Raw genomic sequence first — 24,670 nt, 5'->3', positions numbered from 1 at the left:
TGACAACGTTGACGCAAGATGTCAACGTTGTCATGGAACGGCTGCGTCGTCATGCTGGGGTCATGGACGTGCACATCACCTCGACGACGCGACCCTGGCTCGGTCCCCTCGTGGACACGGCGGTCCGGACCCTCGACCGGAACGTCGTGCAGGACGACCGCGGGACGTACATCCGCGCCGGCGACGGGTACGTCGACCCGTGGACGCGGGACGCCGCGCTCAACAGCTGGGGCGCGGCCGCGGTCCTCCGTCCGGACGCCGCCCGGGCCACGCTGCTCCGGGTGTGCGAACGACTCCCCGACGGGACGCTGGTGGTCGCCCAGGACGACCAGTGGTGGGACCGGATGGTGTGGGTGGTCGCCGCGCGGGACCTCGCCCTGACGACGGGCGACCGGACACTGCTCCGGACGGCGTTCGACGTCGGTCTGGCCACGTTCCGGATCCAGCACCGAGAGCGGTTCCGGCCGCGGTGGGGGCTGTACGCCGGACCCGCGCTCATGCAGGACGGGATCTCCGGGCTCCCGACGCCGCCCGCGACGACCGACGAACCGACGTCGTTCGTGCTCGACTACCCGGATGCGCACGAGGTGATGACCCTGTCGACGAACGTGCTGTACGTCGCCGCGGCCCGGGCGCTCGCCGCGACGGCGCGGGAGCTGGCCGGCGCAGACGGGCTGGGCGGAGCGGACGGACCGGCCGGCGCCAACGGACCGGCCGGGGCCGGCGGGCGGCCCGGCGCAGACGGGCTCGCCGGCGCGGACCCGGACGCGCTCGACGCGCACGCGGACCGGCTGGTCGCGGCGATCCGGCGGCACCTCGGCGACGGCGACACGTTCGGCGCGTTCGTCCACGGGGTCGGTGCCGCAGCCGGGACGCTCGACCACCACCGCGAGGCCGCTGGTCTGGCCCTCGCCGTGCTGTACGACGTGGCCCCGCCCGGCACGGCGCACGACGTCCTCGCGTCGGTCGGTCGTGGGCGCGCCGGCGCCGTCAACGTGGCGCCGCACTACGCGGACCGCTACTCCGACGCGCATCCCGGGCGACACAACGCGATGTGCTGGCCGATGGTGATGGGCCTGGTCGGTCTCGCCGCGGCCGCCGCCGGGGACGCGGCAGGGGTCGCGCGGACGCTCGATGACCTCCGCGCCCTGGTCGACCGGAGCGGCGGACGCTTCGACGAGGTCCACGACGCACGCACGGGCGAGCCGTCCGGCGGGTGGCAGTGCGGGTTCCTGTGGGACAGCGAGCCGAACCAGACGTGGTCCGCGACGTCGTTCCTCCGACTCGTGCACCACGGCGTCCTCGGCCTGCGCGCCGATCTGGACGGTCTGCGACTCGCGCCCCTCCGCCCCGCGGGCGGTGAGGTCGTCACCGCGACGGGCGTCCCGTTCCGCGCGGCGAGCATCGACCTGACGATCGAGGCCGGCGAGCGGGACTCGGTGTCGGTCGACGGCGACGACGTGACCGACCGGGCCGTGCACCTGCCGACCGGTACGACGGGGCACCACGTCGTCCGGGTCGTGGTCGCGTCGTGAGCGACGGCGCCGCGGCGAGTTGTCACGAGTAGACCGGCGTGGGAGCATTGCTCCGTCCGCACCGGAGCGACCCGCTCCGGTGCGCGTTCCCCCATCGGAAAGGTCCCTGATGATCTCCATCGGCATGATCGGCGCCGGCCAGTTCGCCGGCCAGTTCGCGAAGCTCTTCAAGCTGCACCCGGACGTCGACGCGGTGTACGCGACCGACCTCCTCGAGGAGCGTGCGAACGACCTGGTCACCGCCGAGCACCTCGACGGGGCGTTCCCCGACCTCGACGCCGTGCTCGCGTCCGAGGACGTCGACGCCGTCGCGATCTTCACGCAGCGTTGGACGCACGGCCCGCTCGTCGTCAAGGCGCTCCGCGCGGGCAAGCACGTGTACTCCGCCGTGCCCATGGCGTTCACGGTGGACGAGATCGCCGCGATCATCGACGCGGTCCGCGAGACCGGGCTGACCTACATGATGGGCGAGACGAGCTACTACAACCCGGCGACGGTGTTCGCGCGCGGCCAGGTCGCCGCCGGTGCGTTCGGCCGGGTGTTCTACGCCGAGGGCGACTACGTCCACGACATGGACCTCGGGTTCTACGCCGCCTACCAGTACAGCGGCGGCGCGGAGTGGAAGCAGACCGCCAGCTACCCGCCGATGCACTACCCGACGCACTCCATCGGCGGCGTGCTCGGCGCGATCCCGGGACACGCGGTCAGCGTGAGCTGCATCGGCGTCCGGGACGACCGCGGCGACGGCGTGTTCGACAAGGACGTCAGCCAGTTCGACAACGACTTCTCGAACGCCTCGGCGCTCTTCGAGCTCGACAACGGCGGCGTCATGCGGATCAACGAGATGCGCCGGGTCGGGTACCCGTCGCACATCCGCGAGTCCCGGTTCCGGTACTTCGGCACCGAGGGCAGCTTCGAGCAGCTCGCCGAGGTCTCGGTCTGGCAGGACAAGGAGGCCGCGCACGACATCAGCGACAAGATCGACACGAAGCCGACGATGGCCCTCGACGACCCGCGCCTCGCCGACGTCGACCCCGCACTCCGCGACGCGTTCGTGTCCGGGTACGCCGAGGTGCACGACATGGACCGGCTCCCGCGCGAGTTCATCGGCGTCCCGACCGGACACGAGGGCAGCCACGCGTTCCTCGTCGACGACTTCGTCCGTGCGGTCGTCGACGGCACGATGCCCCCGGTGAACGCATGGACCGCAGCACGGTTCACGCTCCCCGGGATCATCGCGCACCAGTCGGCGCTGCAGGGCGGTGCGCGCCTGGACGTGCCGGACTTCGGCGACGCGCCGGTGCTCGACGGGGCGTCCCCCGCGACCCCCACCGCGACCGCCACCGCCGCCGCCACCACCGAGTAGCAACAGCGCACCGGGTGCCGGTCTCCGGGCCGGCACCCGGGACCGCCCCGGGAGGCGAACGTGAACCAGACCCCCGCGCGGGTCACCCGGACGGACGTCGCCCGGTACGCCGGCGTCAGCACCTCCGTGGTGAGCTACGTCGTCAACGAGGGACCGCGACCGGTCGCCGCAGCCACCGCGACGCGCGTCCGCGAGGCGATCCGCGTCCTCGGGTACCGACCGAACGTCAGTGCGCGGGCGCTCCGCACCGGGTCGACCAGGATGCTCGGCCTGGTCGTGCCCGAGCTCGACAACCCGCTGTGGTCCGAGATCGCGACCCAGGTGGAGCGCGCCGCCGGGGCCCGCGGGTACGAGGTCCTGATCTCGAGCAGCGACGGCGACCCGGTCGTCGAACGGGACCGGATCCGGACCCTGTCGGCCCGCCAGGTCGACGGCCTGATCGTCACGAGCGTCGAGACGCGACCGGACCTGTCCGCCGTCGCCGACCCCGGCGTGCCGATGGTCCTGCTCAACACGTTCTCCCTCGTCCCCGACTTCGCGAGCATCGGTGTCGACGCCCGACGCGGTGCACGCGAGGCGACCGGACACCTGGTCGAGCACGGCCACGAGCGCGTCGGGCTCGTCATCGGTCGCGGCGGGACGAGCACCGAGGCGCGTGAGGCAGGGTGGCGCGACGCACTCCGGGCGGTGGAGCTGCCCGACGGGCCGATCGCCCGCACCACGTTCGACCGGCCCGGCGGGTACGCGGCCGGGCTGCGGATGTTCGGCGACCCCGACCACCCCCGCGCGGTGTTCGTCAGCTCGGACATGCAGGCGGTCGGTCTGCTGCGCGCGCTGGACGAGCTCGGGCTGTCGGTGCCGGACGACGTCGCGGTCGTCTCCTTCGACGGCACCATCGAGGCCGACTACACCACCCCGCAGCTCACCGTCGTCCGCCAGCCGGTGCCCGCGATGAGCGCCGCGGCGGTGGAGTGGGTGCTGACGACGGGCGGACAGGACACGGCCCGTCGGCAGCTGATGGCTCCGGAGCTCGTGCTCGGCCGGTCCTGCGGGTGCGACGTCGCCCGCTGAGGACGGACCGTCAGGACGCCGGCGGCACGCTGCCGTGCATCACGACCTTGCCCGCCGAGTCGTCCCAGGCGAAGGTCGCGTCCGCCGTCCCCGACGGGTTCGCGTTCGCGTCGTTCCCCTCGGGGTAGCGGTAGGTCACAGCGATCGCGGCATCCGAGGTGCGGACGACCTTCGGCTGGAACGGGTACTGCTCGGCGGTCGCGGTGCCGAGGAACGCGCCGTCGTGGAACAGCAGGATCGCGTTCGGTGAACTCGGGGTGCCGTCGGACACCGACACGACCGCCCAGGACAGCGCGGAACACGGGGCGTAGCCGGAGACGTCGGCGTTCGCGGCGTCCCAGTGCGCACTCGGGAGGCTCGGGATCGGGTCCGGGATCCGGAGGATCGCGTGCTGCACCGCGGTCGACGCACTCGACGTCCCGCATCCGCCTGCCGCTCCTCCTGTCGCTCCTCCTGTCGACGACGTCGCCACGGCACTCGGCGTGGTGGACGGGACGGCGGACGACGACGTCGCGTGTCCGAGGGACCGTGTCGTCGACGTGGGACGCTGCGGGTCCGGTGCGTGGGACGCGGCCGAGCAGCCGGCGAGCAGCAGGGCGGTCGCGCCGACGGTGACGACGATGATCCCGGATCGATGGTTCCACATGTGAACCATGATGCACCGCCGGCCGTACCGCCGGCCGTCAGGCGTCCGAGAGCAATGGCAGGTCGTCGACCCCGTACCGGGCCGGGACGAACCAGGTGGTCGGCCGGGTGTCCTCGTCGACGAGGTGGGAGACGCCGAGCGCCTCGGCGAAGACCGCCATCCGGACCGCGATCCCGTTGTCGGTCTGGCGGAAGATCGCCACCCGCGGATCGCCGGCGAGGTCCGTCGCCAGGTCGGCCGCACCCGGCCGGCTGTCCCGCGGCAACGGGTGCATCACCAGGGCGTCGGCGGCGACGTGGCGGTCGAGGAACGTGCGGTCGATGCGGTAGCCGCTCAGGTCCGCCTCGTCGCGCATCCGTTCGCGTTGGATACGGGTCGTGTAGACGACGTCGGCACCCGTGACGGCCTCGGCCGCCGACGGCGACGTGACGACGCGGTGCCCGAGGATGCGGAGGTGGTCCTCGAGTTCGGCGGGGAGCTCCAGGGACGGCGGGGCGTACAGCCGGAAGGTCATCCGTTCGTGGAGCGCGAGGAGTCGCACGAGCGAGTGCACCGTACGACCGTTGCGGAGGTCGCCGAGCACGGCGATGGTCGCGCCGTCGATCTGCTTGCCGAGGAACGAGAACTCCCGCTGCACCGTGTAGACGTCGAGGAGCGCCTGACTCGGGTGTTCGCCGATGCCGTCGCCGGCGTTCAGCACCGGCACGTTGCTCGCCGCCGCGAACTCCGCCACCGAGCCCTCGTCGGGGTGGCGGACGACGATCGCGTCGGCGTACCCGGCCACGACGCGCGACGTGTCGGCGATCGACTCGCCCTTGGCCATCGACGAGAACGTCACGCCGGTCGTGTCGAGCACCGCGCCGCCGAGACGCGCGAAGGCGGCACCGAAGGACAGCCGCGTCCGCGTGCTCGCCTCGAAGAACATGTTGGCGAGCACCGCGCCCTCGAGCACCCGCGTGACCTTCTGCCGGGCGGCGAACGGCTGCATGACGTCGGACACCCGGAACAGTCGCTCGAGGCCGGCGCGGTCGAACTGCGACACCGACAGCAGGTGCCGCTCGCCGCCGAAGCCGGGGCTCGACGCCGGGTCGATGGTCGCCGCCGCGAGGCCCGCTTCGTGAAGCACGTGCTCGACGAGGAGCCGGACGTTGCCGGGCATGGTCCGCGCGTCGACCGAGGTCGAGGGGATGAGCCAGGAGTCCAGGGTCCGCCGCTTGACCTCGAGCCGGGCCGCGAAGGCGTCCCGTGTGAGGGCCAGTCGGCGCATCGCGTCCCGCAGGACGATCTGCTGCGCAAGAGCCATACCTCGATGATACCCACATTGTGGGCATCGAGCCATACCCACGTCGGCATCCGGCCCACGTCGGCATCCGGCCCGGTGGTGACCGGTCTGCCTGCCGGACGGGAGGTGCGGCGTCGGCCCGGACCGCGCCTCCAGTCCGTCAGGCGGTCGCCCGCGCCCCCCGGCGCAGGTCGGCTCTCGCCGGCATCACGAGGTGGGACGGTCGAATCGCTGCCCCTCCGGGTTCGACGGCAGGATCGTCATGACGAGGACGGCGATGCCGCCGAGGAACGGGATGAGCGCGAGCAGGACCCACCAGCCGCGCAGGTTGACGTCGTGGAGGCGACGGACCTGGATGGCGATGGTCGGGATCAGGACCGCGAGGTACCAGACGACGAGGATGATGCCCGCCGGGGACTGGGTCTCGACGCCCGCCGATGCACCGGTGCTCGTCGCGGCGGCGTGCGTGGAGTAGTCACCGGTCGCCGCCGCGATGACGCCGACGATGGTCGAGAGCACGGCGACGACGATGACGTTCCAGAGGGACCACCACCAGTACTCGCTGCGGCTCGCACGCCCGGAGAACGCGGCGTACTTCTTCCAGAACCGGGTGAAGGCCCGGGGGAACGAGATCCCGTACCAGGGCGCCCAGAGGGGCGGTTCACCGCCCGGGGCGCGCGGTGTGCCGTACTGGGCCGGCTGGCCATCGTCCCGGCGGTGCCGGTCGGTGACGAACTCCCCGTGCACGTCGGGCCTAGCTCATCAGCCGCGCCCGGAGGCGTTCGAGTGTGCGCTCGGTCGCTTCGAGGTCCGAACGATCCACGTGGCTCAGCAGTCGCGCGGCCCACGCCGCGCGACGCGGTTCGATCGCATCGAGGGCGTCACGGGCCGTCTGCGTCAGCGCGAACAGTGGCGCGCGGGCATCGTCGGGATTGGCCCGCCGCTCGACCATCCGATCGCGTGTGAGACGGCCGATGCTCTCGCGCGCGGACTGTCGCGTCAGCCCGCGGCGACGCGCGATGTCGGCCACACGCAAGGGCCCGTCGGCCAGAGCACCGAGGACGAGCCACCGGGCAGCGGTCAGTCCGTCCGGCGCGGCGAGGAGGTCCCCGGCACGAGTGAGGTCAGCCGCCGCGAGGAAGATCGAGTTGACGAGGCGGCTGACGGACTCGTCACCGTCCGTCGGCCCCCCGACGGTCGTCATCGCTGGCTGAGACACACGACATGCCCGTCCGGATCCCGCACGACGGCCATGACCTCGCCCCAGGGCTGTGCCTCCGGCTCATCGAGGACGATGCCGCCGTGCTGGCGCCATCGGTCGACGGTGGTGTCGAGGTCTGCGACCGTGAACCCGAGCGACACGGCGGTGTCGCTGGGCTCGGTGGCGCGCTCGTGGAGGAGCAGTTGATGGCCGCCGGCCAGGTCGTAGGTGCGGAACCCGCCTTGTGCCGAGATCAGTGGCAGGCGGAGGAGCTGGCCGTAGAACTCGTCTGCCCGGGCGAGGTCGCTCGTGCTGACGATGACACGACGGAGGGTTGCGAACTTGTCATCGGTCATGACTCCTATCGTCCGATATTGACAGGTGCCTGTCAACCCTACAGCACGCCTTGTGCGCGCTGTCTGCTCTCGCTCTCCGGCGTGGGCGCAGCTGGAAGCACCGCCGATCCGGGGCGGCTCGGGCTTGCGACGTGGCGATCGACGGAGCTGATCAGGGAGCGGTCGACCCCGCGATCACGGCCGAGCGATGGCGTCGACGCGTTCGGGAGCCGATCGGTGTACGAGACGACGTCAGAGTCCTCTCCTCGCCTGCCATCGGTTGACGAAGAACACGACCAAGCCGATCACTGCCAGGCCGGCACCCACGAAGAGCTGCTCGGGCCCATGGTGTCTGGCGAGGTCGAAGACCCCTCGAACGACCAGGACCACTCCCACCACGACACCCACCCAAGGGAGAACGTCCCGGAGGGGGTTTGGTCGCAGCGTTCGGAAGCGACGCGGAACTCTGCTTCCTTCGTCGCCGTCTGTCATCCGACCAGCATCCTCCTGCGCGGAAGCGCCCGGCAGGCCATCGAACGGCCGGCGAAGTCCGAACCTTCCTGTTGTGCTCGGGGTGATCCCCGGCGCTTCAGGCTCTGGAATTCCGACCCTAGCGGCGCAGCTGCAACAGGAGTTGGGCTGGCCCACCGCGGTGCTTATCCACTCTCGGCGGGCGATACAAGGAGCGCCAGGACGCCGGTCACGCTAGCCGTGAGTGGTCGGGCCGCACTGTCCGGTCTTGATGAGTGAGAGCTACGCCGTAGATCGATGGAGCCCCACCCATGTCTCGAGCAGAACGGTGTTGACTGACGGCATGTTCTTACGACATCGCGAACCTAGTGTCCGCGAGACCAGGGTCGGGCGCGGCATCAGAACCGGTCATCTCATCGGAATTGCCGTTTTCGTTGCCATCATCAACGTCAGAGTCGCGGCGCACCTGATCACGTTCGGGCCGTCTCCGGTCTGGGTGTGGCTACAGATCGCCGCCGGTGTACTCCAGTTCGTCACCGTCGGCGGACTCATCTGGGTCATCAAGAAATCTCCGCGCCGCCGGCCCAGCGGACGCTGACCAGACCTGACATCGCGAGGAAGCTGACGGAAATGCGACACGGGGCCTGTGCACACCCGGAGCATCGTCGCGATGAATCAATCGAGCTGGCGAGCCCTGGCCTGCGCTCCTGTCCTCACCGGTTCGCCGACCGACTGCGGATTCCCGGTAGGGGAGGGTCACCCCACCATCCCAGACCCGTTCCGTCGATGACGAGCCGGCTCCCGAATGAACCGAGCGGTTCCGCGATGTCGAGATCCGCGATCTCCTGCCCGAACTCCTCAGCGCTGGGAACACCGCCGGAGAATGGTTGCGCGGAGAGCCCGGACGGGTAGAACGGTGCACCGGGCGGTGTGTCCCTGATCACGCGCACGCCCACCCGTGGTCCCTAGGGGGAGGTGAAGACGACACAGAAGCCGTCGACGTCGCCAAGCGGCCATGCATCGTGCACCGTGACCAATTGCCATTCGGTGGGACCGCCGTCGCGGAGTTTCTCCAAGCATCCCAGCAGGGCCCGGTCGCTCCACGTCGGCGCGGTGGCTGCGCCGATGGCATCGATCAAGGCCGCGTGCTGCTTGCTGAACATTCTTCTCCCATCTGAGGAACCCACGACGGGCCGTTCCGTGCTTCCGCGTCGCGCACGGCGAGGTTCGAGGCCACTCCGATGATCCGCATGCAACCTGAGTCATCGCGAGGAATGGTGACGACGTCGTTCATACTCGGCTCCTGCGAGTTCTCGTGGTGGGGCCTGCGGCGCGCGAGGTCAGCGCGGGTTGAAGCGGGTTGGCTTGGTGCTGCCAGCCGACCCGAAGACCATCGGGCTGCACCTGACGGAGCGCACACCGCCGGTTGAGGACCTGGACATCGAGGGAGTACTGGAGGACGAGCGGCGAGGGCCCCTCGGTGATTCCGCGCAAAGCAGCTCGCGCGCTTGCGGAGCCAGACGACGTCACCGTCGTCGCTGGCGCGATCGCAGCGCACGTCCCGCCCGCTCGATCCGCCCACTTTGGCTCTCTGCGGTGGCGACGACCTCACCGCTATTGTCACTTTGCCCGGCTGAATGACATCATTGGCAGAGCTGTCGCCGGGAAGGAGTCATGATGACGTACTGGCCAGCCCACTCCCAGCGCATCGTCCCCTGGGCGAGCACGAGCCGGCGCGGCACTCGCGAGGACCGAACGCTCTCCGAGGTCACGGTCTCGATCCCACCGCGGATCGCCCACCTGAACGTGCCCGTCATCGCCGAGCGCGAGCTCCAGCGTGCTCGGTACGAGGCCGCCGACCTCGAGCGCGTCGCTGACGGCGTGCTCAGCCCGCTCGCCGGCTTCCTCATCCGCATGGAGTCGGTCGCGTCGAGCCGCATCGAGCACATCGAAGCAACCCCGGTCGCGTTCGCGCGCGCCATCGGTGGGCTCAAGGAGAACGCCTCGGCGATGTCGATGGTCGCTGCCGGCACCGCGATCACGAAGCTCATCGCAGCGTCCTGCACGACGATCACACTCGACGAGATCCTCGCCGCGCACCACGCCCTCATGAAGGCCGACCCGGACCTATCCGAGCGGCCGTACGCAGGCCGCGTCCGCGACGTCCAGAACTGGATCGGTGGCTCGCAGTACTCGCCCCGCGGCGCGCTGTACGTCCCGCCACCTCCAGAGGAGGTGCCCGCGCTCCTGGACGACCTCATCGCGTTCTCGAACCGCGACGACGTCGAGCCGGTCACTCAGGCCGCGATCGCGCACGCTCAGTTCGAGAGCATCCACCCGTTCACCGACGGCAACGGCCGCATCGGCCGAGCGCTCATCGGCGCGATCCTCCGCCGAAGGGGTGTCACGCCGCACACGGTGCTACCCGTCGCCAGCGCCCTCGCCGCGGACACAACGCACTACTTCTCACTGCTGACCGCCTACCGGACCGGCGACGCGGCGCCGATCGTCACCGACCTGGCACTCTGCATCGAGACGGCTGCTCGGGAGGCGCGCGGGACCGCGCGCGTCTTCGCTCGGTTTGAGACGGCGTGGCGGGAGCAGGCGTCCCCGCGCGCCGGCAGCGCCGCCGACCGGATACTGCCGGTCCTGCTTTCGCTGCCGGTGTTCAGCGTCGAGCAGCTCGCAGCGGAACTGGGCGATGTCCCCGAGCGGAGCGTCTACCGCGGAGTGCGGGTCCTCGAGGAGGCCGCCGTCGTCGAAGCCGTCACCGAACGGGTCCGCGGCCGCGCGTACGCCGCGATGGACGTGCTCGACGAGTTCGAGGACCTCGACCTTCGCATCCGCGAGCGCATCACGAGGCTCCGCGCGGCCTGACGCTGGGTTGCCCAGTTGCTCGACGCAGGGGGCTGACTCCGGCGTGAGTTCGGGAGACTTCGGTCGTGCAGCACGGGACGTCCGGAGCGAGATCTGCACCAAGGACGCACCACGGGCACTCCTAGCAACAAGAAAACCCCCGCGCGAACGCGGGTTTTCTGTGGCGGGTCGTCTGCGGGTCTCGTGGAAGCCCGAACTCGTGGGCACCGGCGGCGGTTCCTGATCGACTCCACGCTGACTTTCCTCTGGGACGGAGGCACTTTTCCCCGTTCTCGCAAAGTGCCTGATCAGAGGCGTTTCCTGCACCTCCCGACGCCGCCCGTCGTGAGGTCTGGTCGCGGTTGCGTCGTCCGTTCCGTGCGGCCCGCTGACCTCCGGCATGATGGTGGACGTGAGTGGAAGCGCCGCAAAGGCGAGACGACGGTCCGGTCAAGCGATGCCGCCGGAACAGCTTGACGTCGCCATGCTTGCCGATGACGTGAGCCTCGTCGTTTCGTTGGTACTGACCGAGGCTGAGTCCCCGTGATCGGAGACGGTTGGCCTTACTGTTGCCCCCCCCCCAATGCGCTCGCATCCTTCACGAGGGCCTTGACCAGCTACGTCGCCGCCGGCGGGATGCTGCGGCAGCCGTGGCAGTCGGTTGGGATGAGGAGATTGCGGTCGCTCGCCACACTGTCAAACTTCTCGATGACAATAGGAAGACGGTCGACTCGGTCATCGAGGAGTTCGACCGCATCGGGCAGGATCAGACCGGTGCCTTCGGGGCGACCGGTGATTTCGCGTTCTTTGAAAGCGATGGTCGAGCGTTTGCTTCGGCTCGGCTGACCAGCTATCAGGCGCTCGCGGCGCTCGATGCGAGACGGTTCCAGACATGACCAGACGTCGCATCGACGCCCGGCCGGAAGGATCATGATGCGGCCAAACAACAAGCAGACTGCCGCAGCTGCAGCGCAGCGTGCACGTTTCGCTCGCGTCCGTCTGCTCATCGAAGAAATCGATCGCATCACCGAGGACGGGGAGCTGCGGTCGTCAAGCGTCGCGAACAAGGCCTCGTTCCTCACAGTTGCTGCCGGTGTCGTCGTCGCAGCATCGGCGGCGCAGCTGTGGACTGCGTTCCCCGTCGGCGGTGTCATCGCCCTCGGCTTAGCGTGCCTTGGTCTGCTGTGCGCAGCCGTCGCGCTCCGCCCAGCGCGACGCTTCGGCTTGGTGGCACAACGCCTCGCCGACCGTTACCTCGACTCAATCAAGACGGCCCTCGACATTAAAGCGTCACTCGTCCGTCAGAAAGCTGACGTCATCACCGGACGAGCGGTGGTGTCGCACCTGCGTCGTCCTGCTCGGCTCCCGCTCGATATGGCTTGCTCATCACTAAGGAGGAACCATGATGAAACCAACTCGCCGAACTACCGCTCGGGACTGCTGCAGGTTTGGTTGACTCGTTCGTTTAGGCCGCGAGTGCGACCTGTGGGTTGATGATCGTCTCGTACTCGATCGGGGTCAACTTTCCCAGACCACGTTGCCGCCGTTTCCGGTGGTAGGTCGCTTCGATCCAGGTGATGATCGCCGATCTACCTGCTCTGAGCGACTGCGACCGCTCGACTCCACTCCTGCAGAGTTGGCACGGTCACTTCGATCTCCTGGAGTCGAACTAGAAGACGCTTGGTGAACGAGTCGATTGCGGGTTCGAGTGCGAGGCGAGCCCAGAGAAGAGTGTCGGCTAGCAACTCCGCTGCTGATCCGAAGGCCGCTACTTGGATGGAGCCAAGCATCTGATTATTCACGGCTACATGAGCCTTTAAGTCAATCTGCTGGGGAGCATCAGTGAACATGACGGCTCGGCTCACGCTTGCCGATTCGCAAGCGGCCACGAAGGTCGAGAGATCAGATGCGGTTACTGCTTTACCTCTGACCTCCACCGCAACAGCTGCATTTTTACCGATCATCGCGTGCACATCTCCGGGTAGATCCCGAGATGGATCGTTGATTCTTCGGGTCCTCACATCGTCGTAGAGAAGGTCGAGGCAGGCGGCGGCGAACGCTTGAAGCCGGTGCGGTCTGTCCTTTGCGTCGAAGCGGAGGAAATCTTCGACGGCGATGCGGGTGCCATTGGCGGTTAGGCCGTTCGTCTTAACGACCACGCTTTTTGCCGCCGCAGTGATCGCCACCGCTTCGCGAAGAAAGGCGGCCAAAGCTTCGAGCGCCTCAGCGCTGGTGAGCTTGTTGGCTTGTCGGGTGACATCGAAGAAGTACTCTCGATCCGCAGGGTTGCGAACTCGATCGATCTTATCGATGCGGTCATAGCGGAAGAACGGCTGATTGTTCAGCGGTTCCCTTCCGGTGTTCCTGATCGAGAATCCATGCGCGACAGCGGCTGGGACGAGGATGGCGTGGCAGAGTCCGCGGGCGCTGTAGGCGCTGGGGTTGTCGCTCTCGGCCTTGAGACTCATGGTGTCGATCTGCTCATCGGTCGCCTTGGCCAGTAGCAGCGTGGCAAAGGCCGGCGTCCAAGTCTTGGCGTCCAGTTCAAACACCGCCCGAGCATGGCTCTTCCACTCCACGGGCAAGCGAGCACCGCTTCGTGCTAGTGCCAGTGCGTCGAGAAGAATTTGCTGAGCGACCTGGTAGTCGATGCTGATCGGCAAGAGGGAGCCTTCCTCGACCCCTTGCCGCCGATGTCAACCGATCAGCACTGCACTGTTCGTAGCGCGGACAAGCCGGTCGTCGCTGTCTGTTTCCGCATCAATATAGCCGAGCTGCACCGTTAGCGCTCGAAGCACAGCCTTGCCTAGTTCGAGCGGGACAGCGTTACCAAGCTGACGCTGGATGTCCGCGCGGCTGCCCACGAGCTTGAAGCTATCCGGGAAGGTCATGAGTCGAAGAAGCTCGGATACTCGGAGGCGGCGCGCACGAAGGTCACCATCTTCGTTGGGCAAGTTTTCCCAGTGGAACGGGCCCACATACGGCCCGGGCTGTGCCTGGAGGGTAGAGCTTGGCTTGTCCCGACCGAGCCGCAGGAGGAATGTCCAGTAGCGCGAACGCCACTCGAACGCATCCCGGCCGCCGTAGCGTGAGGTGTGCCAGAGGTAGTTTTGGCCACCCGGGATCTCTGCGGCGAGTTCGCCGTACTTCCCCTCGACAAGTTCGCCGGGCTCCGGAACGCTTGCTAGACCCGCAAATGCCTGCTCTGCCGTTACATGGGCTGGCTTGGACAGATCCCATGTTCGTGTTGTTTCGCTGGGCCCCGCGTGGGTTGGCTCCGGGAACTGGAACGCTATGCCGTCCCGACGCCCCACGATGAACACTCGCTTGCGAAGCTGGGGTACTCCGAAATCTGCCGCAAGAAGAGTTTTCCACTGAGGGTTGTAACCGAGTTCCGAGAGCGTCGCTAGGAGCTGCTGGAAGTGTCCCTGGTGGGTCTTGTAGGTCAAGGCTTGAACATTCTCAAGAACAAACGCCTCGGGGCGGGACTGTGCGACAACCCGCACATATTCCTCGAGCAGTGAGGCGTTCGGGTCGCGAGACTCTCGCTTCTCGGCGAGCCAGAAGCCGGATTTGGAGAACGGGGTGCAGGGTGGCCCGCCTACGACTAGAGCTGCGTCTCCCTCCGAGAGCGAACCAAGCCGAAGAAGTTGCGAGGTCGGTGTCGTCCGGATGTCTCCAGAGAGCGTGGTCGTTCCGGGAAGGTTCAGCGCTAGAGTGTCCAGGGCTTGGGGAGCGTAGTCAGTGGCGACCGCCACATGGAACGGGCCCGGTGTGGGCACGGCTGGAGCTGACAGTGGTCCGTCAGCGACTCGCTCAACAGCGAGATCTAGTCCTCCGGCGCCGGAGAATAGGCTGATCACAGGGACTTTAGAGCCCATCGAGGCAACGGCGCTGGCGGGCTCTGTAGGCATGATCACCATCGTATCGCGAGCCTATGACCCCTCGACGAAGTGAGCTGCTCGGCAGGTCGAGCCGCACGCGTAAGCGCCGACGCAGGCCGTCATGGGGTACGCGCTCAGCTGCGGGCCACGATTCCTCTTTGGGTCGTGGCCCTCAGCCGTTGTGTCGCACCTGTCTAGAGATCAAGCCTCGGCAGGGATTACCACGCCAGAGGTGAGCCACTGGACCAGCGTCGCAGCAAGGATCACGGCAGCCCTCGCCTCTTCGAGGCTGGCATCTGTGTAGTCGGGGCGACCGTGCCGGCTCGCGTGGCCTCGCCAAAGCACGCGCATCATCGTTGCGAGGCTCTTTGCGCTCGGAGCCTTGTCGTTGTCCCGCAGCACGAGTCGCCATCTTGGGTTCGATGCCTCGAGCACGGTGATGACCGTGCCTAGCGTCGGCTCATTCTTGCCGGTCTCGACGAGAGACCAAGCCGCCGCTTCGACGGCGACCACAGCGTGGCTATATGCAACGGAGGCTCGGGGGCTCGTTCCGTAGGCATCGAGCCACGCCTCCTGGAGCTTTCCCGAGGCGGCGTCCGTAGCGCTGAGAACATCCCGGACTGCGAGCTGCACTCCGTCGGACACTCGCTTGGTAAGACGAGCGTGTATTCCGTTCCATCGGATCACTGTCCAGGCTGATCCTCCATCGCTGAGCATGCTCTCCAGAGCGTGTTGCTGGCCTTGGGGTAGGTAGCCCGTGCTTGCGAAGTAGTCAACGAGGCTGGTGAAGTTCTCAGTGCTCATCTTCCGCACGTAAGGAAGCACCGTCCCTTCCCAGTCCATGAGCGAATCGGCGTGAAAACCAAGGTCGGTACGAGAGGCGTTTTGAAAGTCCACGAAATTGTCTGATCGGGCATAGCCACTATTTATCTCCACTTCGCTTTTCAGCCACCGGAAGATTGCCTCTCGCAAGTAGCCGGGGAACTGCTCGGTGAGAGCTTCTTCTCTACCCGTCGGAATTACAGGACTCCATGCGCCATCGCTCATGCCGCCAGCGTACTGACGACTACCGACAACCGTGATCTGTCCTCGGTTTCGGGCCCGGTGCTGTTGTCTCGCACCTCCGCGCCGGGCATATCTCCGCCATCGGTGTGCGCGCATCGGTGAGCTTTGGCTCCAAGTCGAGTAGCTAGGGCGTTAGGGCGAGCAGGTTGTAACTGTCGGTCTTCGAACTTTCCAGTTCGATAACCTGCTAACGGTTTCGTGACCGCGTTTTGGTATTGGTCTCCGAGGCAACACCGCCTTGCAACCCAGGAGGCATCAAATGGACGACTTCACCGACTCTCAACCCGACCAGATCCGCTGGTCCGCCTACCAGATCGCCAGCGAAGAGGTCAGCAACCGGGGCATCACTGATCCCGATGTCGTCGGCTTTCTCGCTCAATACCTGGTTACCTTCCGCCACGACTGGGTGAGCTTCGACGAGACCCACGCAGACGATACGGCTCACGAAGCCGTCACCTTTCGCTTCTTCGACTGAACCCACTAGGCGATGCGGCCGTTGTGTAGAACCACCCCGAGCTCCGAGGAGGGGTCATGAACCCGACACCAGCCGCTCTGATCAAGGCATCTCGCCTAATCTTCCACCAAACACACCGCACCGTCCCAGTCCACCGTATTCGGCTCTCACTCTCGACAGAACCAGTCCAGTACGAAGTGCGCTTCACATACCCGTGGCCAGCTAAGGACGGAGCAATACATTCGCTCATTCCAAGGATCACTCTCATGCCCTGTGAGTTTCAGGCCGCCGAGCCTGGCTCGATGACCGCTACAAGCACGCAGGAGGAAGACCATGGTAAACACAATCAAGATTAGGCTGACTGGTGACGCTGAGAGCCACGCTCTAAGCTATGCACGCGCCTCGTCACTCAAACAGAGCACCGAGAACCAGAAGAACCTACTCACTTCGGCTGGCTGTACCGATATCTTCGAGGATTGGGCTGTCTCTGGGGCTAAGAACCGCGAAGCTCCCGGGTTCATCGATCTCATGGCTCGGGTCAAGGAGCTGCGAGATGCTGGTCACGAGGTAGTGGTGTGCGTCACCAAGCTCGACCGGTTCTCTCGGTCGCTGGAAGATTTGCTCACTAGCGTCAGGGAACTCGGTGCTCTGGGCGCAAGCTTCCAGGCAATCGATGACGGCTACATCTACGACGCCGGTTCGCCTTTCTCCAAGCTGGTGCTTCAGATGTTCGGGGCACTAGCCGAGTCCGAGCGGTCACTGATCCGTAGCCGCATGGATGAGGGTCGAGCCGTCAAGGTGTCGAAGGGATCGAGGCTCGGCAAGAAGCCGAAGCTAACTCAGGCGGCGGTCACAGCGATCAGGGCAGACTACGACAGCAAGAAGAGCCCGGACGAACTCGCTAGAGACTGGAATGTCTCGAAGTCGCTGATCGGTCGGGTTCCCGGCATCTACCCCTCTCTCCCGCCCTATGTGACTCCGGATCAGTGGGAAGCAGACAAGGTCAGAGCCAACGCGAAGGATGTTTCCCATGTCGAAGGTCACGAGGCATCCTAAGCGGCTGGCTGGTGGTCTCTACGGGCGGCTGACCTGGTACAGCAAGATTCTGGTGCCGCTCGTCACCATCGCATCGGGGCTTCGCCTCCTCGATTGGGTGGTGAGCCTATTCGTTCAATTCGAACCAACAAGCAAGGCCGGGGTTCGATTGGTCTCTCGCCCCGGCCCTGCTCGTTTGCTATGTCTTGGTGATGAAGTCGAAGGCGGGATCGAGCGCGATGAAGGTGATCGGAGCCTTCTTCAGCTCAGCGCCCGTCGCATGCTCCCAAAAGGCGATGCGCGTCGGGAAGCCGCGCCGTGCGAGGGAGTTGATCGCGGGCAAGTGGTCAGTGTCCCCCGACACCAGGATCAACTCGTCACCGGGTTTCATGTACTCATAGGAATCTTCGAGGATCATTGTGGCGATCCCGGTGTCCACCTGCTTCTCCTTGTTCGCCGCGTTGCGATCGTAGAGTTTGACCTCAAACCCCTGCGCTCGTGCGAGTTCCCAAATCGAGTCGTTCGCGGGTGGGCGCGAGCCGAACAGGCTCGACCGGCCAATCTTCTGCACGGCTGGGCAGATCAGTTCGTAGAGCTTGCCAAAGTCGTAGGTCCAGGTCTGGTCAACGATCTTGCGGTTCATGGCATCCGTGAGTGAGGTCGCCATGCCCTTCCGCACGGCGCTGATACGCCGTCCCTCGATCCAGACATTCGAGTTGTCCACATACACATAGAAAGTCATCTGAAGCATCCCCCGACTCTGCGAAACGTCTGGCTCCGTGCCAGTCGAGATGATACTAGCGCAGAGGCTCGCACCGTCCTACCATGGCCGCGATTTGGGGTTCATAGTGCAGAGCCTGCAGTCTCAGACGCTTGCTCATCCCCTGCGTGGGTGCCGTCACCGTGACGATGAGGCGGGCCGAGGCAGGCGGCTACGGCTTGGAGAAGAACTACTCGGCGTACTTCATGCAGGTTCCAGCGGCGAGACCCGCAACATCTACTAAGGAGTAGGTAGCGATCCGAGCGTCGCATTATTTTGCGCTCCATCCCATCATCGAAACGAGGTCGGCCTGAGTTGCTCCTCCCTCGATGAGAAGAGTGGTGGCTATGTGGCGGAGAGTGTGAACAGTCATGTCTGGAGGGAGACCCTGGATGGAAGCCAGCAGCTCGTCTAGAGCTTTTCGATCTCGCTAAGCGTAGATGGGCTGACCATCGGGCCTCGTGAAGAGCAGAGTATCCAGCCCCATGCCTTCGGCAGGATGAAAGCTCGCCGATTTGCACCGTGCTTGCTGCTTCTTCCTGTGATCGAGAAGCATCCGCCAGGCTCCTTCATGGATCACTATTTCCCGGGAGCTGCTCTCTGTCTTCGTACGAGTCAGCTCCCAGCGAGTCTCACCGATTCGCTGGGGGCAGTTGGTGGTCTGGCGGCCGCAGCTCCACCGTCCCGTTGTTTTGTCGAGAGCGCTGCCCTGCTCTGCGTTGATGCGCTGGAGCTGCTGCTTGACAGGAACGCGCCGGCCCCGGTCTTTCGGCCTCGCTCCGTCGAGGCAGTCGTCGGTCAGCGCAAGAACCTTGCCCTGCCGCATTCCCATCATTCCGAGGAACCAGCGAGCCTCCTGATCTTCTCGGCGTCCTGTATTGCCCAAGTATTTTCAGAGAAACTTGGAGGCTCGTCGAAGATTCTTCGTCCTCTCGTTGCTCTTGCGGTCCTTAGTTGGAGGCTTGAGACCAACCATGGGGTGGGTCAAGAGTCTGCCATTACGCAGATAGTGGTCGATCGCGCTCGAAGACAGACGAATACCTGACGGATTGAATTCGGCCCTAGACCCTTGGCGGGCAGGGCGGTGCCGAAGAACCCGTTAAGTTGTTCGTAGGTGAGAAGCCGGATGGGGTGGGCTCCGAAGGCTGGGAGTAGATGATTCCTGATCCTTGCATCGTACATGTGGATTGAGTTCGGCACTAACCCTTCGGTTCTCCGTTCATCGAGCCACTCAGTCAGGCGGTCGCCAACGGTGAGGTAAGCAATACGGGGATCAGGCGGAATGCTCTCAGGCGGTTCCAGTCCGTAGATAACTCGGAGCCTCAAGACTTTAGAGTCGCGGCGGTCGATGGCTGCTCGCTCGGTGAGCCCCTGGGCTGTGACCTTCTTGCTTATTGCGCCAAGCTCAACGGTCTTGGCTGCCCAGTAGTAGACGGACGGGCTACCATCCTTGCGAGTCCGCTCGACAGCGAAGACGGTGCCCTCTCCATCGGCCCGCTTCTTCGGTCGTCTCTCGCTGTTGGGGCCGTGCTTCTTCAGCCCAGAGCGATTCAGCCGGTCTCTGTCTTTCTCGTCGAACTCATACACGATTCCGATGATCGTGAAGTCAACTTAAGAGGTCAACTCACAGCGTGATGTCGCACAACGGAAAAACCGCATGAACTCGCCAAATTTGACAATCCGACGGGCTCATGCGGTTTCCTTGCGGTACCGGTGGGATTTGAACCCACGGTGGAGTTGCCCCCACACATGTTTTCGAGACATGCTCCTTAGGCCGCTCGGACACGGTACCGCCGACGATGCTACCGCATGCCCGCACCCGCAGCGAATCAGCGCAGACGCCGATCCCTCCCCAGTCCGGGCGTCCGAGCACCCTGTGCACAGGCTCCACCCGCGGCCACGATCCGCCGCCCGCCCCGGCGTATCGTCCGTGGGATGAAGGTCCGAACACTCGTCGCACTGCTCGTCTCCGCCGGCGGAGGCGCCATGATCGCTGCCGCCGGTGGCTGGGGCGCCCGCCGCGGCGTCAGGGGCCAGCGCGCGGCAGCCCAACGCGTCGTCGACATGCTCCCCGTCCACGCGGACTGGTGGCGTGAGCGCATCCACCACGACGGCCAGCTCACCTACCTGGCGATCGGCGACTCCGCCGCGCAGGGTGTCGGGGCGACGATCCCGAGTCGGGGGTACGTCGGCCTCCTGGCGCGGCGGATCCGGCACCGGTCGCGGGACACGCTCCGCGTCGTGAACCTCAGTGTCAGCGGTGCGACCACGTGGGGCGCGAAGAAGGACCAGCTCCCGAAGCTCGCCGGGTACTCACCCGACATCTGCACGGTGTCGATCGGCGCGAACGACATCGCGGACTTCCACCCGGACAAGTTCGAGCGGAACCTGCGGGCGATCTACGGTGCTGTGCCTTCGCATGCGATCGTCGCGGAACTCCCCTGCATGTTCTTCCGCGATCGGGAGCGCAAGGTCACGGTCGCGAACGAGATCGTGCACCGCGTCGCCGACGAGTTCGGGCTGACCGTCGCGCCGCTGCACACCATCACCAAACGCGTGGGCCTCCGCCGGACGTTCTTCAACTCCTACGGGGACCTGTTCCACCCCAACGACAACGGCTACGTGGTGTGGGCGAGCGCGTTCGAGCCGCTCGTCGATGCCCGGGTGGACACGGTCGCCGCGATCCGGGAGCACCTCTCCGCGCGAGAGGCCGAGGAACTCGGACGAGAGGCCGGCCCGGAGGCGAACCGACGCGCCGACCAGGCAGCCGAGTCCGCCGAACCGATCCACCGTCCCGACCGACACCGCGACCAGCAGACCGACACGCATGCCGCTCCGCATGATGTCGGCGGCGCCGCCTAGCCTCGTCCCATGGCGCGCCCGCAATCCACCTTCCGCTGCACCGAATGCGGTTGGACGAGCCTCAAGTGGGTCGGCCGCTGCGGCGAGTGCCAGTCGTGGGGCACCGTCGAAGACACCTCCGCCGCGCTGGCGAGCGTCCGCGGCACGGCAGCCGTCGCCGTCACGGGCGCCCGAGCGGCCCGACCGATCACCGAGCAGACCGGCACCCGCGCAAGCCACTGGCAGACCGGCATCGGCGAGTTCGACCGCGTCCTCGGCGGCGGCATCGTCCCGGGCGCGGCCATCCTCCTGAGCGGCGAGCCCGGCGTCGGCAAGTCGACGCTGCTGCTCGAGGTCGCCTCCCGCGCGGCGCAGATGGGCAAGCGCGTCCTGTACGTGAGCGCCGAGGAGTCCGTCGACCAGGTCCGACTCCGTGCTGAGCGGACCGGCGCCCTGCACGACGAGCTCTACCTGGCGAGCGAGGTCGACCTCAGCGTCATCCTCGGTCAGATCGACCAGGTCGAGCCGGACCTCGTGATCGCCGACTCCGTCCAGACGATCTCCTCCGGCAGCATCGACGGCATCGCGGGTGGGACGTCCCAGGTGCGGGAGGTCGCGAGCACCCTGATCCGGGTCGCGAAGGACCGCGCCCTGCCGATCCTCATCGTCGGCCACGTCACGAAGGACGGCACGATCGCCGGCCCGCGCCTCCTCGAGCACCTGGTCGACGTCGTCTGCCACTTCGAGGGCGACCGACAGACGGCCCTCCGCTTCGTCCGCGCGCTCAAGAACCGCTTCGGCCCGACGGACGAGGTCGGGTGCTTCGACATGGCGGGCGACGGCATCCACGAGGTCCCCGACCCGTCGGGACTCTTCATGAGCCGGAACGGCACGCCCGTCAGCGGGACCTGCATCACGATCGCCATGGAGGGGCGGCGCGCGTTGCCGGTCGAGGTCCAGGCGCTCGTCGTCCCGAGTTCGGCCCCGCAGCCGCGTCGGGTGGTGAACGGCGTCGACTCCTCCCGGGTGGCCATGCTGCTGGCGGTCCTCGAGCGTCGCGCGGGCATCAAGCTCTCCGACAGCGACGTCTACGTCTCGACCGTCGGCGGGATGCGGCTCGTGGAACCGGGAGCCGACCTCGCGATCGCATTGGCCCTCGCGAGTGCTGCGCGCGACCGCCCCTACCCGCAGACCCTCGCAGCGATCGGGGAGATCAGCCTCGCGGGCGAGATCCGGCCCACGACCGGCGCGAAGCAACGCACGAACGAGGGCGGGCGGCTCGGGTTCTCGACGATCCTCGGCGCGGACTCGGAACACCTGCGCGAAGCCCTCCGGGTCGCGTTCACGATGGCCAGGAGCGTTCGCGAGCGGGAGCTCGACGCCGCGTTCTGACGGGCCCGACCCGGACCCAGCCCGAAGGGAGCCCGCACGGAGCCCGAACGGAGCCCGCACCCCGCGCTGATCAGCGCCGATCAGCGCCGCAGCGCGTCCAACAGGTCCCGCGGGTCCGCCGCCATGGTGTGCGGCCCGGCGATGTCGAAGAACACCTGCTCGAGCACGTCGAGGTGCGACTCGATGAACGCCGTCAACCGTGCCGCGTCGTAGACCATCACCTGCCGGACCCTCTCGTCCGGCACCATCGCGGTGTACGCGTCTGCCGACGAGAACAGCAGCAGGATGCGCTTGTCGCTGCCCTCGCGACCGAACACCCGCACCTGCTCGTCCTTCTTCCCGGTGACGAGGCGCGGCACGATGACGATGTCGTTCCGCACCGCGAACGCGACGGCAGCGACGTCCTGCGCAGCGAGCGCCTGCTCGAGCTGCTCGCTCCGGAACCGCACATCGCCCGAGGCAGCCCCGCCTGCGTCCCCGGATCCGCCCCGTCCCCGCTTCGCCGGGTTGCCGGACACCATCAGCTCAGCACGAACTGTGCGGAGGTGGACGAGGTGATGTTCCCGACGGACACGTCGAGGTGGTAGCTCGCACCCCCGGCGGTGACCGACGATCGCGAGGCGTCGCAGGTGGTCGTCGACGACCGGGTGCGGTCCCACGCGATCGACGGCGTGGTCAGCGTCTGCCCGGCCTTGAGCGTGACGTCCTGGTTCGTCCCACCGGTCTGGCAGTCCTTCGAGGTCCAGTAGGTCTCCTGGCCGCTCGTGATGGTCAGCACCTGCTGGCTCGACCCGAGGTCCATGTGGCAGGCGTTCTTGCCGGTGTTGCGGATCGACATCGCGATCTTCGGTTCCTCGGTCGGACCGTACGTGGTCTTGTCCGTGATCGGGGTCAGGGTGATCTGCGACTTGGTGCAGGTCGCGCCGTCCTTGGCGGACGAGGCTCCGCTGCCGCCGCTGGCGGTGGCGTCGTCGGTCGGCGACCCGGTCGCCCCGCCGGACGCGGAGGAGCTGGGCGCGTCCGTCGCTGCGGCGGCGGTCCTCGACGCGCTCGGCTTCGCACCCGCGTGTGCGGTGGCCGACGGCGAGTCGGTGGGTGCGGCCGACGAGGACCCGCCACCGCGACCGATGACGATGAGGAGGACGACTGCGACGACCACGACGACCGCCCCGAGGACGAGCATCCGCCGTCGCCAGTACACGCGGCTCGGCTGCGGCCCGACGGGGTTGCGGAACGACGACATGCGCACAGGGTAGGTCGCGGATCCTCCGGTGCCCGGCAGGGACGCCGCGGGTCGGGGGCTTCCTCAGGTCGCGGTCAGAGCAGCTTGAGCATCCGCGTGTTGCCGAGGGTGTTCGGCTTGACGCGGGCGAGGTCGAGGAACTCCGCGACGCCCTCGTCGGAGGACCGCACGAGCTCGGCGTAGACCTCGGGCTCGACGACGGATTCGCCGATCTCCAGGTAGTGGTGCTTCGCGAAGAAGTCGACCTCGAACGTCAGGCAGAAGATCCGAGCGACGCCGAGAGCGCGGGCGTCGTGCTCGAGGCCCTCGAGGAGCCGGTGCCCGACCTTCTTGTGGATCCACGACGGGTCGAGCGCGAGCGTCCGGACCTCGGCGATGTCGTCCCAGAACACCGCGAGCGCGCCGCAGCCGATGGGGACACCGTCTGGACCCTCGGCGATCCGGAACTGCTGGATCGAGCCGTACAGGGTGACGTTGTCCTTGCCGAGCAGGATCCGCCGGTCCACGTACGGGGCGATGAGCCGCTGGATGTGCGGGACGTCGGATGCGAGCGCCGGACGCACGACGATGCCGTGCTCGTCCCGTTCGCCGACGTCCCAACCGCTCACCGTGTCCATCTCGACAACCCTAGTCAGGCGGGGATGTGCAGCACCGCACCACCACCGGACGGGAGGCGCGGGTCGGCGCCGCCCCGCGCCTCCCGTCCGGAGGGACGCACCCTGGGACCCGACCCGACGGCCGTACCCCGACCGGGCGTAGCGTCCGCGGCATGGACACCATCGACAACGGCGACGAAGCCGTCAACGACCAGCACAGCGCCTCGGACCACGACCTCACCGGGCACGCGGACCACGACCACGTGGGGCACGACCACGCGGACCACGTCAGCCACGAGCACGACCACGCCGACCACGAGCACCACGGCGAGCACGTCGCCGCCACGCCCGTCGACGGCGACGACCACGGCTCGCCTGACCGCGACGCCGCCGGCACCGACTCCCTCGCCGACCTCGACAGCCCCGGACACCTGTTCGACCAGACGAACGGACTCGCCGACGGGCTGAACGGCGACTCGGACGGCACCGCCGAGAGCGACGTCACGAGCGACGCGGAGCGCGGCGACAGCGATGTCGTCCCGGGCTCCGACGGCGCCGACTTCAACACCAACGACCGCATCTGACGCTCGGTCACCGACCGCGTCCCACCTGAGCACCGCCCACCTGAGCACCGCCC

The 24,670-nt window shown here is 67.0% G+C and carries 26 protein-coding genes, 1 tRNA gene and 1 pseudogene; 11 read left to right on the top strand and 17 right to left on the bottom strand.

Annotated features, from left to right (window positions below):
- The first annotated feature begins 62 nt into the window (after positions 1-62).
- The 3 genes from ACO0E0_RS04000 to ACO0E0_RS03990 all read left to right on the top strand — a co-directional run bounded on the left by ACO0E0_RS04000 (position 63) and on the right by ACO0E0_RS03990 (position 3,972).
- Positions 63-1,535 (top strand): hypothetical protein, encoded by a 1,473-nt coding sequence (locus ACO0E0_RS04000; RefSeq protein WP_422870109.1) that lies wholly within the window; start codon positions 63-65, stop codon positions 1,533-1,535.
- 106 nt (positions 1,536-1,641) lie between these two features.
- A complete protein-coding gene (locus ACO0E0_RS03995; RefSeq protein WP_422870445.1) occupies positions 1,642-2,901 on the top strand; it encodes a Gfo/Idh/MocA family protein in 1,260 nt (419 codons plus the stop codon).
- A gap of 60 nt (positions 2,902-2,961) precedes the next feature.
- Complete coding sequence (locus ACO0E0_RS03990; RefSeq protein WP_422870108.1) at positions 2,962-3,972, top strand: LacI family DNA-binding transcriptional regulator; 1,011 nt, start codon at positions 2,962-2,964, stop codon at positions 3,970-3,972.
- A 10-nt stretch (positions 3,973-3,982) separates the two neighbouring features.
- Here ACO0E0_RS03990 and ACO0E0_RS03985 read toward each other — a convergent pair whose 3' ends face one another.
- The 5 genes from ACO0E0_RS03985 to ACO0E0_RS03965 form a co-directional block, all read right to left on the bottom strand.
- Positions 3,983-4,618, bottom strand: coding sequence for an LppP/LprE family lipoprotein (locus ACO0E0_RS03985; RefSeq protein ID WP_422870107.1), 636 nt, complete (start codon positions 4,616-4,618; stop codon positions 3,983-3,985).
- A gap of 37 nt (positions 4,619-4,655) precedes the next feature.
- Positions 4,656-5,921 carry an aspartate carbamoyltransferase gene (locus tag ACO0E0_RS03980; protein WP_422870106.1) on the bottom strand — a complete coding sequence of 422 codons (1,266 nt, stop codon included), beginning with the start codon at positions 5,919-5,921 and terminating at the stop codon, positions 4,656-4,658.
- Positions 5,922-6,107: 186 nt separating this feature from the next.
- Entirely contained in the window at positions 6,108-6,647 is a 540-nt protein-coding gene (locus ACO0E0_RS03975; RefSeq protein ID WP_422870105.1) for a DUF805 domain-containing protein, read from the bottom strand.
- Between the two features lie 7 nt (positions 6,648-6,654).
- Positions 6,655-7,104, bottom strand: coding sequence for a MarR family winged helix-turn-helix transcriptional regulator (locus ACO0E0_RS03970; RefSeq protein WP_422870104.1), 450 nt, complete (start codon positions 7,102-7,104; stop codon positions 6,655-6,657).
- The gene (locus ACO0E0_RS03965; RefSeq protein WP_422870103.1) at positions 7,101-7,457 is read right to left on the bottom strand and encodes a VOC family protein; all 357 of its coding nucleotides are present in this window, start codon (positions 7,455-7,457) and stop codon (positions 7,101-7,103) included. The genes ACO0E0_RS03970 and ACO0E0_RS03965 overlap by 4 nt, the downstream gene beginning before the upstream one ends.
- 793 nt (positions 7,458-8,250) lie before the next feature.
- On the opposite strand from ACO0E0_RS03965, the gene ACO0E0_RS03960 reads away from it, so the two are divergent.
- Complete coding sequence (locus tag ACO0E0_RS03960) at positions 8,251-8,505, top strand: hypothetical protein (protein WP_422870102.1); 255 nt, start codon at positions 8,251-8,253, stop codon at positions 8,503-8,505.
- 367 nt (positions 8,506-8,872) lie between these two features.
- On the opposite strand, the gene ACO0E0_RS03955 is transcribed toward ACO0E0_RS03960, so the two are convergent.
- The gene (locus ACO0E0_RS03955; protein WP_422870101.1) at positions 8,873-9,070 is read right to left on the bottom strand and encodes a hypothetical protein; all 198 of its coding nucleotides are present in this window, start codon (positions 9,068-9,070) and stop codon (positions 8,873-8,875) included.
- A 514-nt stretch (positions 9,071-9,584) separates the two neighbouring features.
- On the opposite strand from ACO0E0_RS03955, the gene ACO0E0_RS03950 reads away from it, so the two are divergent.
- The gene (locus ACO0E0_RS03950; RefSeq protein WP_422870100.1) at positions 9,585-10,784 is read left to right on the top strand and encodes a Fic family protein; all 1,200 of its coding nucleotides are present in this window, start codon (positions 9,585-9,587) and stop codon (positions 10,782-10,784) included.
- Positions 10,785-11,380: 596 nt separating this feature from the next.
- On the opposite strand, the gene ACO0E0_RS03945 is transcribed toward ACO0E0_RS03950, so the two are convergent.
- Complete coding sequence (locus ACO0E0_RS03945; protein WP_422870099.1) at positions 11,381-11,695, bottom strand: hypothetical protein; 315 nt, start codon at positions 11,693-11,695, stop codon at positions 11,381-11,383.
- Here ACO0E0_RS03945 and ACO0E0_RS03940 point away from each other — a divergent pair.
- Positions 11,694-12,257 (top strand): hypothetical protein, encoded by a 564-nt coding sequence (locus ACO0E0_RS03940; protein ID WP_422870098.1) that lies wholly within the window; start codon positions 11,694-11,696, stop codon positions 12,255-12,257. The two genes, ACO0E0_RS03945 and ACO0E0_RS03940, sit on opposite strands and share 2 nt — an antisense overlap.
- Here the strand turns inward: ACO0E0_RS03940 and ACO0E0_RS03935 are convergent.
- The 4 genes and pseudogenes from ACO0E0_RS03935 to ACO0E0_RS03920 all read right to left on the bottom strand — a co-directional run.
- Positions 12,229-12,354, bottom strand: a pseudogene (locus ACO0E0_RS03935) (IS3 family transposase); the annotation flags it as partial. The gene ACO0E0_RS03940 and the pseudogene ACO0E0_RS03935 overlap by 29 nt on opposite strands.
- The gene (locus ACO0E0_RS03930; RefSeq protein ID WP_422870097.1) at positions 12,353-13,426 is read right to left on the bottom strand and encodes a restriction endonuclease, SacI family; all 1,074 of its coding nucleotides are present in this window, start codon (positions 13,424-13,426) and stop codon (positions 12,353-12,355) included. The pseudogene ACO0E0_RS03935 and the gene ACO0E0_RS03930, both read right to left, overlap by 2 nt.
- A 33-nt stretch (positions 13,427-13,459) precedes the next feature.
- Positions 13,460-14,677, bottom strand: coding sequence for a DNA cytosine methyltransferase (locus ACO0E0_RS03925; protein ID WP_422870096.1), 1,218 nt, complete (start codon positions 14,675-14,677; stop codon positions 13,460-13,462).
- 171 nt (positions 14,678-14,848) lie between these two features.
- Positions 14,849-15,694 (bottom strand): hypothetical protein, encoded by an 846-nt coding sequence (locus ACO0E0_RS03920; protein ID WP_422870095.1) that lies wholly within the window; start codon positions 15,692-15,694, stop codon positions 14,849-14,851.
- 277 nt (positions 15,695-15,971) lie between these two features.
- On the opposite strand from ACO0E0_RS03920, the gene ACO0E0_RS03915 reads away from it, so the two are divergent.
- The gene (locus tag ACO0E0_RS03915) at positions 15,972-16,187 is read left to right on the top strand and encodes a hypothetical protein (protein WP_422870094.1); all 216 of its coding nucleotides are present in this window, start codon (positions 15,972-15,974) and stop codon (positions 16,185-16,187) included.
- 312 nt (positions 16,188-16,499) lie between these two features.
- Positions 16,500-17,222 (top strand): recombinase family protein, encoded by a 723-nt coding sequence (locus tag ACO0E0_RS03910; RefSeq protein WP_422870093.1) that lies wholly within the window; start codon positions 16,500-16,502, stop codon positions 17,220-17,222.
- A 178-nt stretch (positions 17,223-17,400) separates the two neighbouring features.
- Here ACO0E0_RS03910 and ACO0E0_RS03905 read toward each other — a convergent pair whose 3' ends face one another.
- From ACO0E0_RS03905 to ACO0E0_RS03895, 3 genes are all read right to left on the bottom strand, one after another.
- Positions 17,401-17,952 (bottom strand): NYN domain-containing protein, encoded by a 552-nt coding sequence (locus ACO0E0_RS03905; protein ID WP_422870092.1) that lies wholly within the window; start codon positions 17,950-17,952, stop codon positions 17,401-17,403.
- Positions 17,953-18,945: 993 nt separating this feature from the next.
- Positions 18,946-19,548, bottom strand: a complete 603-nt coding sequence (locus ACO0E0_RS03900) for a tyrosine-type recombinase/integrase (RefSeq protein ID WP_422870091.1) — start codon at positions 19,546-19,548, stop codon at positions 18,946-18,948.
- A 118-nt stretch (positions 19,549-19,666) separates the two neighbouring features.
- Positions 19,667-19,753 (bottom strand) — tRNA-Ser (locus tag ACO0E0_RS03895).
- Between the two features lie 143 nt (positions 19,754-19,896).
- On the opposite strand from ACO0E0_RS03895, the gene ACO0E0_RS03890 reads away from it, so the two are divergent.
- Positions 19,897-20,823 (top strand): SGNH/GDSL hydrolase family protein, encoded by a 927-nt coding sequence (locus ACO0E0_RS03890; RefSeq protein ID WP_422870090.1) that lies wholly within the window; start codon positions 19,897-19,899, stop codon positions 20,821-20,823.
- 9 nt (positions 20,824-20,832) lie between these two features.
- Positions 20,833-22,194 carry a DNA repair protein RadA gene (radA, locus tag ACO0E0_RS03885; RefSeq protein WP_422870089.1) on the top strand — a complete coding sequence of 454 codons (1,362 nt, stop codon included), beginning with the start codon at positions 20,833-20,835 and terminating at the stop codon, positions 22,192-22,194.
- A gap of 80 nt (positions 22,195-22,274) precedes the next feature.
- Here radA and ACO0E0_RS03880 read toward each other — a convergent pair whose 3' ends face one another.
- From ACO0E0_RS03880 to ACO0E0_RS03870, 3 genes are all read right to left on the bottom strand, one after another.
- Complete coding sequence (locus ACO0E0_RS03880) at positions 22,275-22,715, bottom strand: SseB family protein (RefSeq protein ID WP_422870088.1); 441 nt, start codon at positions 22,713-22,715, stop codon at positions 22,275-22,277.
- Positions 22,715-23,437, bottom strand: a complete 723-nt coding sequence (locus tag ACO0E0_RS03875) for a hypothetical protein (protein ID WP_422870087.1) — start codon at positions 23,435-23,437, stop codon at positions 22,715-22,717. Before ACO0E0_RS03875 ends, ACO0E0_RS03880 begins: the two co-directional genes overlap by 1 nt.
- Positions 23,438-23,511: 74 nt before the next feature.
- Complete coding sequence (locus ACO0E0_RS03870; RefSeq protein WP_422870086.1) at positions 23,512-24,054, bottom strand: amino-acid N-acetyltransferase; 543 nt, start codon at positions 24,052-24,054, stop codon at positions 23,512-23,514.
- A 152-nt stretch (positions 24,055-24,206) separates the two neighbouring features.
- On the opposite strand from ACO0E0_RS03870, the gene ACO0E0_RS03865 reads away from it, so the two are divergent.
- The gene (locus tag ACO0E0_RS03865) at positions 24,207-24,617 is read left to right on the top strand and encodes a hypothetical protein (RefSeq protein WP_422870085.1); all 411 of its coding nucleotides are present in this window, start codon (positions 24,207-24,209) and stop codon (positions 24,615-24,617) included.
- Positions 24,618-24,670 lie beyond the last annotated feature (53 nt).

Origin of the sequence: Curtobacterium phyllosphaerae (assembly GCF_049341865.1) — a bacterium.
Classification (GTDB): Bacteria; Actinomycetota; Actinomycetes; order Actinomycetales; family Microbacteriaceae; genus Curtobacterium; species Curtobacterium phyllosphaerae.
The sequence above is the reverse complement of the archived record's forward strand: the minus strand, read 5'-3'. Positions and strand labels throughout refer to the sequence as shown.

What these genes read in the sequence shown, in the direction of transcription:
- ACO0E0_RS03980 (WP_422870106.1), bottom strand. Translation starts at nt 5,921, where the DNA reads ATGGCTCTTGCGCAGCAGATCGTCCTGCGGGACGCGATGCGCCGACTG.
- ACO0E0_RS03925 (WP_422870096.1), bottom strand. Translation starts at nt 14,677, where the DNA reads ATGCCTACAGAGCCCGCCAGCGCCGTTGCCTCGATGGGCTCTAAAGTC.
- ACO0E0_RS03880 (WP_422870088.1), bottom strand. Translation starts at nt 22,715, where the DNA reads ATGGTGTCCGGCAACCCGGCGAAGCGGGGACGGGGCGGATCCGGGGAC.
- ACO0E0_RS03915 (WP_422870094.1), top strand. Translation starts at nt 15,972, where the DNA reads ATGGACGACTTCACCGACTCTCAACCCGACCAGATCCGCTGGTCCGCC.
- ACO0E0_RS03960 (WP_422870102.1), top strand. Translation starts at nt 8,251, where the DNA reads ATGTTCTTACGACATCGCGAACCTAGTGTCCGCGAGACCAGGGTCGGG.
- ACO0E0_RS03890 (WP_422870090.1), top strand. Translation starts at nt 19,897, where the DNA reads ATGAAGGTCCGAACACTCGTCGCACTGCTCGTCTCCGCCGGCGGAGGC.
- ACO0E0_RS03940 (WP_422870098.1), top strand. Translation starts at nt 11,694, where the DNA reads ATGATGCGGCCAAACAACAAGCAGACTGCCGCAGCTGCAGCGCAGCGT.
- ACO0E0_RS03870 (WP_422870086.1), bottom strand. Translation starts at nt 24,054, where the DNA reads ATGGACACGGTGAGCGGTTGGGACGTCGGCGAACGGGACGAGCACGGC.
- ACO0E0_RS03955 (WP_422870101.1), bottom strand. Translation starts at nt 9,070, where the DNA reads ATGTTCAGCAAGCAGCACGCGGCCTTGATCGATGCCATCGGCGCAGCC.
- ACO0E0_RS03905 (WP_422870092.1), bottom strand. Translation starts at nt 17,952, where the DNA reads ATGCTTCAGATGACTTTCTATGTGTATGTGGACAACTCGAATGTCTGG.
- radA (WP_422870089.1), top strand. Translation starts at nt 20,833, where the DNA reads ATGGCGCGCCCGCAATCCACCTTCCGCTGCACCGAATGCGGTTGGACG.
- ACO0E0_RS03920 (WP_422870095.1), bottom strand. Translation starts at nt 15,694, where the DNA reads ATGAGCGATGGCGCATGGAGTCCTGTAATTCCGACGGGTAGAGAAGAA.
- ACO0E0_RS03945 (WP_422870099.1), bottom strand. Translation starts at nt 11,695, where the DNA reads ATGATCCTTCCGGCCGGGCGTCGATGCGACGTCTGGTCATGTCTGGAA.
- ACO0E0_RS03950 (WP_422870100.1), top strand. Translation starts at nt 9,585, where the DNA reads ATGACGTACTGGCCAGCCCACTCCCAGCGCATCGTCCCCTGGGCGAGC.
- ACO0E0_RS03875 (WP_422870087.1), bottom strand. Translation starts at nt 23,437, where the DNA reads ATGTCGTCGTTCCGCAACCCCGTCGGGCCGCAGCCGAGCCGCGTGTAC.
- ACO0E0_RS03910 (WP_422870093.1), top strand. Translation starts at nt 16,500, where the DNA reads ATGGTAAACACAATCAAGATTAGGCTGACTGGTGACGCTGAGAGCCAC.
- ACO0E0_RS03985 (WP_422870107.1), bottom strand. Translation starts at nt 4,618, where the DNA reads ATGTGGAACCATCGATCCGGGATCATCGTCGTCACCGTCGGCGCGACC.
- ACO0E0_RS03965 (WP_422870103.1), bottom strand. Translation starts at nt 7,457, where the DNA reads ATGACCGATGACAAGTTCGCAACCCTCCGTCGTGTCATCGTCAGCACG.
- ACO0E0_RS03865 (WP_422870085.1), top strand. Translation starts at nt 24,207, where the DNA reads ATGGACACCATCGACAACGGCGACGAAGCCGTCAACGACCAGCACAGC.
- ACO0E0_RS03970 (WP_422870104.1), bottom strand. Translation starts at nt 7,104, where the DNA reads ATGACGACCGTCGGGGGGCCGACGGACGGTGACGAGTCCGTCAGCCGC.
- ACO0E0_RS04000 (WP_422870109.1), top strand. Translation starts at nt 63, where the DNA reads ATGGACGTGCACATCACCTCGACGACGCGACCCTGGCTCGGTCCCCTC.